At 35.3% G+C, this 6,883-nt stretch carries 4 protein-coding genes; 3 read left to right on the top strand and 1 reads right to left on the bottom strand.

The annotated features are described in order from the left end of the window. The first annotated feature begins 743 nt into the window (after positions 1-743). On the top strand, positions 744-1,985 hold the full coding sequence (locus AC3DU7_RS20600; protein ID WP_488041171.1) for an FIST signal transduction protein: 1,242 nt from the start codon (positions 744-746) through the stop codon (positions 1,983-1,985). A gap of 394 nt (positions 1,986-2,379) precedes the next feature. Here the strand turns inward: AC3DU7_RS20600 and AC3DU7_RS20595 are convergent, their stop codons facing one another. Beyond that, entirely contained in the window at positions 2,380-3,471 is a 1,092-nt protein-coding gene (locus AC3DU7_RS20595; RefSeq protein ID WP_488041170.1) for a metallophosphoesterase family protein, read from the bottom strand. Between the two features lie 938 nt (positions 3,472-4,409). Here AC3DU7_RS20595 and AC3DU7_RS20590 point away from each other — a divergent pair. Next, positions 4,410-6,149 carry a hypothetical protein gene (locus AC3DU7_RS20590; protein ID WP_488041169.1) on the top strand — a complete coding sequence of 580 codons (1,740 nt, stop codon included), beginning with the start codon at positions 4,410-4,412 and terminating at the stop codon, positions 6,147-6,149. Positions 6,150-6,558: 409 nt separating this feature from the next. Continuing rightward, positions 6,559-6,840: a hypothetical protein gene (locus tag AC3DU7_RS20585; protein WP_488041168.1), complete on the top strand. Its 282-nt coding sequence runs from the start codon at positions 6,559-6,561 to the stop codon at positions 6,838-6,840. Positions 6,841-6,883 lie beyond the last annotated feature (43 nt).

Genomic DNA, 6,883 nt, shown 5'->3' with positions numbered 1-6,883 from the left:
ATACAAAATCCAAAATATAAAATTATCAAATCATACCCAGAATCAGCAACGCCAATTTATGAAATTAAATTAAAAATATTATGATGATAATTTAAATAGTATCAGACCAATTAAATCGAGTTATTTTACAAAAACTTGATTTTTATAAATAGGGAAAATAAGAAATAATATAAATACTGAATTTTGACTTTAGCAAAGGTTTTAATCTTACAAATAGACATCTCCGGAAAAGAGGGAGTAGGGAGTAGGGAGTAGGGAGTAGGGGAAAATAATTGATTATTTATGCGTATGGGATTGATTTAATTTTTGACGATCGCCAGATGTCTAATAGTCTATTGGTAGCAAATATCTAGCATATTTGTATAAAACCCAATAATAATTGTCTAGCAAGATTAAATAAATTGAATAAAAATTTTTATCTCACAAAATAAGAATATTGAATGTAGCAAAAATAATTGATTATTCTCAAATTATGCCATTGCAAAAATCATATTAATTACTGTCTTTTCCAAAGATCGAACAAATAAATTTTTGCCATCAACTAGAGTTAGAAAAAGTTAATTGATGATTGAAGTCTGTATTTCCTCCGGAAAAGGCTAATTGGTAACAGATATAGTGGGAGTCAATTATAAACCTGTTAAAAATCTTAATAATTAACTGACGACTAATACCTGATGACCGATCATCCCAACTATACTGAAATATTAACATTGGAAATATATTCACAAGGAGCCTCAGTATAGATGCAGTGGTCAAACTCTCTATCAACCCGTCCCTCATTAGAAGCAGCAGTTAAAGAAGTAGTAGAAAAAAGTTTAGAATCATTGGGAACTACAGCAGATTTAGGACTGGTATTTATCTCCTCAGCTTTTACCAGTGAATATCCACGACTTATGCCCCTACTTAAAGAATATTTACCAGAAACAGTTCTCGTTGGTTGTGGAGGCGGTGGTATCGTTGGTATGAACGATGATGGAAAACCACAAGAACTAGAACATCAACCAGCCATTAGCCTCAGTTTGGCACATTTGCCAGAAGTAACAGTCAAAGCTTTTCACATCTCAGGAGAACAACTACCAGACTTAGACAGTTCTCCTGATGACTGGTGTAATCTAATCGGAGTACCTACCGCAGACAATCCTCAATTTATCATACTTGCTGACCCGTTTTCTGCCAAAATCAATGACTTGCTTCAAGGGCTAGATTATGCTTATCCTAATTCAGCTAAAGTAGGAGGATTAGCTAGTAGTGGCCCGACTGGTAACAATGCAGGACTTTTTTGTCAAGACCGCCTTTGTGAGGAAGGAGCTGTAGGAGTCTCTCTATCTGGCAAGATTATTTTAGAAACAATAGTAGCCCAAGGCTGTCGGCCTATTGGTAAACCATATCGTGTTACAGAGGGAGAACGTAATATAGTTTTAGAAGTTGAAGAAGTCGTTAGTTCTGACCAAATAGTGGGTGGTATTAAACAATCTCCACTAGAAGCATTACAAGGCTTAGTACAAAATCTCAATGAACAAGACAGAAAGCTAGCAGAAAATTCTCTCTTTGTCGGTATAGTAAGAGACGAATTTCAGCAAAACTTAAAACAGGGAGATTTTCTAATCCGTAATTTAATTGGAGTTGATCCTAAAGCAGGAGCGATCGCTATTAGTGATAAGGTAAGAGCGGGCCAACGAATTCAATTTCACTTACGAGATGCTAATACCTCAGCAGAAGATTTAGAAATTTTACTAGAGCGCTATCAAAGGGAAGTTTCTTTCGAGACTGAATCTACAAATAATGCTGCTGCTTTAATGTTTGCTTGTTTGGGACGAGGAGAAGGATTATATGGTAAACCTAACTTTGATTCTAGATTATTTAGTAGTTATTTGAATATCCCTATGAGTGGCTTTTTCTGTAATGGTGAAATTGGTCCAGTGGGTGGTAGTACGTTTTTACATGGTTATACCTCTGTATTTGGTATTTGTCGTCAACCTTCTTGAAGAAGGAAGAAGGAGGAAATATTGAAAAAAATGTAAAAAAAATAGAGATAACTATCTAAAATTAACGATAGCCACTATTTTTAAGCAGCTCCGATCGAGAGGCACTTTTCATAGCATTCTTTTTTTTAGCTGGTATTCAACCCAAAAGAAAAAGATAATTAGTCAAAAGTCAAAAGCAAAAAAAATAGTAACTTTTGACTTGACTATATTCAGGAGTCAGGAGACAGAATTTCCGTTTGTCACCGCGAAGCAAATAGGAGTCAGGAGAAAATAATAGTGGTCATAATTGAGTGTTTGTGCTGAAAATTTTCTGAATAATTTGACCGTTGAGATAAAAGCAGTAGCTGTTTGCGTAGCATCCCGTAGGGAAGTGCTGAAGGCTGTTTGCTTACGATTATTGTAACAGTAACGTAGCATTATTATCGATACTATTAGTGGCGCTAAAACTTTCAAAATATTGTCTAGCATGAGGTGGAAATTCAGGGAAGTTAAACACAGCATCACCACCGGCAATATCTGCCCAAAAATAACGCAGACTGGGGGCAAGTTTTTCTGCCTTTTCTGGTGATAAATTTACAGGAGGATTAGTCAAAAGTTTAAACATAAAACGAAAGGAGCGATCGCCAATCCAGTTTCTAGACATATCACTAAGATTAGGAAAGTTAGGCAAAGAATTAACTCTATGAGATTCAATTTTTAAAGACTGCTGACCACTAGAGTCGGTAGTAAAATTAATGATACGATAAGGATGAGGATAAGTAACTAAAGAACCAGTTGTTATTTCATAAATTCCTTGATATTCAGCAACATCCTGAACATGAAGATGACCAGTAAATATCAGCTTAACTCCAGCAGATTGAAGAATATCTAACAATGCTAACCTATTTTCTAATATATAACGACGACCAAGGGGATTATTAGATTGATCTGGTAAATGTTCAATCGTATTATGATGTATCATTACCATCACTAATTCCTCTTTCGTAGTAGTTAAAACCTCTCTCAACCAATCTAATTGTTCTGCTTCTAAACCACCTGTATATTCTTGTTTACCAGAACTATCAAACTGATTAGAATTAAGCCCAATTATTCGTACTCCAGGTAAAATTGGTTTAGTGTAATATAATCGTCCCTGATAATCAAATCCACAATGATGATAATAGCTAGGAAAATCTGCTAAACCAATAGAATAATCATTGGTAAATTTTGTCGGTACATCGTGATTACCAGGCACTACATAAACTGGATAAGGAAGTGTCGCCAATTTTTTACTTAACCAGGTATGATTTTCAGGTTCACCATCTTGAGTTAAGTCTCCAGGTAATAGTAAAAAATCAATATCTAGCTTACTTAAATTTTCTAATACTACTTCAAAAGCAGGAATACTAACTTCTACCAAATGAAAACGATGAGCTTGTTCAGTAATAGTATTAGGAACTGCAATATGTAAATCACTAGCAACAGCAAATCTAAAATTTAAAGCCATCAAAAAAGTCCTCTGGAAATTAGGCGAAATCAATTATTAACTAGCTATCACCATTTCAGCACTCAGCTTTCAGGGCGCTAAAAGCTTGGGTTTAAATCCCTTAGCGCAAAGCTAACTGCTAAAGGCCGATTAGCTGTTTGCAGAGCATTCCGGACTGAAACGCTTTTTAATTAGGGTTTGCTGAAAAAGTATGAGTGGCAGGAGTAGGAGCCAGAATCGGTGAATCGGTGAAGTCAGGAGGAATGGGAATTATAGAAGAAGTAGTCAGAAGAATCGTCCATTGATTTTCTACCCCTGTCTTGCCGAAAATCTTAAATTTTTGAACTATTACTACCTAAAAGCTGGTACTCCCTTAGTACCTGAAAAGGATAAAACCTTTACCTGTCAAAACTTTGATATTTAATCAACAAGCCCTAATTATTTCTATAGATTTTCATTATATTTCACAATTAGCGATCAATAACAAAGATGGCCTTGAAGAAGAAAGTCAGATATGAGGGGAGAGGGGCGGGTTCATCTAAATTTAATGTTGAACAATTAATTAAACACGGGACTCGCCCCCCTACTATTGCAACATTTTGGGCGTGTCACGTCACTACGCGATTTAATATTTATTTTGCAAGTACTCTACTAAAATGTTTAGATGAATTTTTTTATATAGCGTTTCCCAAAGTCGTGAAGTACTATTATCTTTTTGTCTTTTTATTCCCTATTCCCTATTTCCCTCAAACCTAAAATTTTGTACCTCATAAGTGTGGGAATTGCTATAGATACTTAACCTAATAATTATCTACCTCTAAATAAAATATATTTTTTTGCTAACTGTATGACTCGCTGTATTACTCATACAGAATAAACAAATAAGATGGTTGACGGCGAGAAATGATAACATTAATATATATAGTTGTAAGGCAATCTGTAAATCCTAGGTAAAAGCCATGCCAGAAGCGGAACTTCCTGGAAACCAAGACTTACCAGAAAAAAATAATCCAGTAAGTAATCAAAAACTGGGCCATAACAATGGTGATAATGTAGACCAAATCAAACCAGCTCTCGAATCAGAAATACACACATATGTCCCAGAGGATGAGGATGATGAGTGGGAAACAGTGAATTTTCCTGACTCAATTAGTGTAGATTCAATTCCAGTAGTAGGAACAGATTCAGCAGAAGCCAAAGATTTAGTACCAACCAATCAAAATCAACCTCCAATAAAGTCCCAGGAAATTTCAGCAATTCAAGTAGGCCCAACAGAATATTCTATCGAAGAGCTAGAATCTACAAACCTCATGGAAGCCCTACATAATTGTAACCGCGAACTGGTAAATCGAGTTACAGATTTAGAAACAACTCTAGAAGAATGTCAAGAAAATCTAGAACATCAAGAAAAGTTGCTAGAAGAAAGGACTAAAGAATTAGCAGCAACTCAACAACAAGTAACTCGCTTATTCTACAAGTTAGAACTATGCAATCAAATTATTCAACGTCAGGAAGTTTTAGTAGAGTCTCTAACAGATAAGTGGGATATTAGCCAGCAACAGCAAGCACAAATGGAAAGAGAATGTGCTTTAACTAAACAATCTTACAGTCAACAAGTTTATCATCTCAAAGAATTAGAAAATAGTTGTCAAGAATTGCGGACGAGACTATACCGCCAACAGCAGCAAACTCTACAATTTAAAGCAGCATTAGAAAGATGCTTGGAAATGCCAGGAAAAATGTACGCAGTAGATCTACCTACAGAAATATCTACGACAGAAATATCTCCAGTAATAGCATCTGAGAGTAGTTCTGTATCTGAACCTCAAAAACAACAAGAAAGTCCTTTTGTAAATCTTAACACTAGAAAGCTCCCTTTACTAAGCTCTGAACCAGTTAAACCTTGGTCTCCACAGCCCAAAAGTCAACAACAAAAAGAAGCTATAATTAGTAGGAAAGAACAAAATATTGCCAAAATTAACCTTGGCAAGAAAATAGATTTACCACAAGCTTCAGCGGAACCCGAACAAGTAGAATTATTAGAGCAAAATATTCCTCAAAACGAGTTATCTCAAAAGGTCAGTGCAAGTAAATTAAATCCTAGTTTACCCTCATTGAGTAGAATAGGTGAAGATCTAAGTGATGAGTTGATAGATGAAACATCACCAGCAATGGAATTAGAAGAGATAGAGTCAGAAGAATATGTAGTTATGGAGGAAAACTATTTAGATGAGTATCAAAATCAATCTCAGGAAGTAGAAAAATTAGAAGAAAAGAACATAATAGTAGAAGAATATCTAGAAAGTGATACTTCTGAGGATGAAGCAATTGAACATGAAGCAATAACAATAGTTAAAAGCGAACGTATATCATGGAATATAGCTACAGGAAAGTGGAATGTTAGTGAGTATAAAGAAGAACCAGAAAAAGATGTAGATACAGAAGACTTTTTTGAAGCATCAGAGGATGTGGAGCAAGATCTAGAGCAGACAACCCCAGAAATTAGTAAGCTGCATCTACCAACTTGGGAACCACTTGTATTTGAACCTGAAGTTGTTGAAGTTGAAGAAGAATATATTGAAGAAGAATATATGGTATCAGAAGTACCAGAAAAACAGCAACTGTCACTATCAGCAATAGACTTACCAAGCTTTCCTAGAATTCCTATTGACGATCCACCATCGGCAGTGAATGGGTAAAATTAACATCTCCGGCGTTGCTGGATTAGTGTATTAATCTTAATTACTCAGGAGTTTCGACTTAGTTAACAATTTGCGCAATTTATCGACATCATACGATAGTTCTCACAGGCAAGTAGTAACGAGGGTGACGCTTTGTATCTTCTGCACTAATCCCTGCTATTCGCATTTCTGGCAGTCTATCTATATAGACGTAGACCTATCCTGAAATCCCGCTTCCTACTAGGAACGGCGTAGTAAGGGTTTGAGGACTTTTTTATACCAAATTCAAAAAAGGCAGTTACATCTTAATTTGTCATTTATTCCTAAAAGAAAAAATTATAAATTCCATAAATTTAAAAATTTTCACCTTTTTTCCTCTTTTTTATGATGTTTTTCTTTTCAGGCATTTGATTCAAACGATCTAGGGGTGGATACGATCGCCGATTTTGATTCAGAGCGAGATATTATAATCTTGGATGTAAGCACTTTCGATGTTATTGAGAGTGGAGCTAGTTTTGATTATGTGTTTGCTACTGTAAGCGATGATAGTGCTGCTGAGACTGCTGATGCTGTAATTGTTTACAATACAAATAATGGCAATTTATTCTATAACCAGAATAGTAATGCTGCAGGTTTAGGCAGTGGAGGTTTATTTGTTAACCTTGAAAGTCAACCTGAACTTAGTGCGGATAACTTTACCTTTCGATAGTAATATCATGTTCGGTTAAATAATTATACTTTGGCTGAGGGAA

The sequence above is a fragment of the Okeania sp. genome (assembly GCF_983059655.1).
Note: the sequence above shows the minus strand (reverse complement) of the source record. Positions and strands in the feature narration are given on the sequence as shown.